Here is a 231-nt window from a genome sequence, read left to right as displayed (position 1 = left end):
GTCGTTACAATGTCAATATGTATTGGTAATAAGGTGTACAGTGAAGAGTTTTCTTTGAGGGATCGAGGGAATATGAACTATCCAGTTCTGATTGGTCGTCGAACCTTAGAAGCCTTAGGCGCAGTTGATGTCTCACGTACATTTACTCAAGAGCCAGGGTGTGTCACAGATTAAAACCTAGCTTGATATGATTTTGTTCATTGACTTCCTCCTTAAAATGAAGATATGAAA

The 231-nt window shown here is 39.0% G+C and carries 1 protein-coding gene; it reads left to right on the top strand.

Annotated features, from left to right (window positions below):
* The first annotated feature begins 9 nt into the window (after positions 1–9).
* On the top strand, positions 10–174 hold the full coding sequence (locus tag KMS84_RS43400; protein ID WP_322868678.1) for a putative ATP-dependent zinc protease: 165 nt from the start codon (positions 10–12) through the stop codon (positions 172–174).
* Positions 175–231 lie beyond the last annotated feature (57 nt).

Origin of the sequence: Streptomyces hilarionis, assembly GCF_024539675.1 — a bacterium.
Lineage (GTDB): Bacteria > Actinomycetota > Actinomycetes > Streptomycetales > Streptomycetaceae > Streptomyces > Streptomyces hilarionis.
The sequence above is the reverse complement of the archived record's forward strand: the minus strand, read 5'-3'. Positions and strand labels throughout refer to the sequence as shown.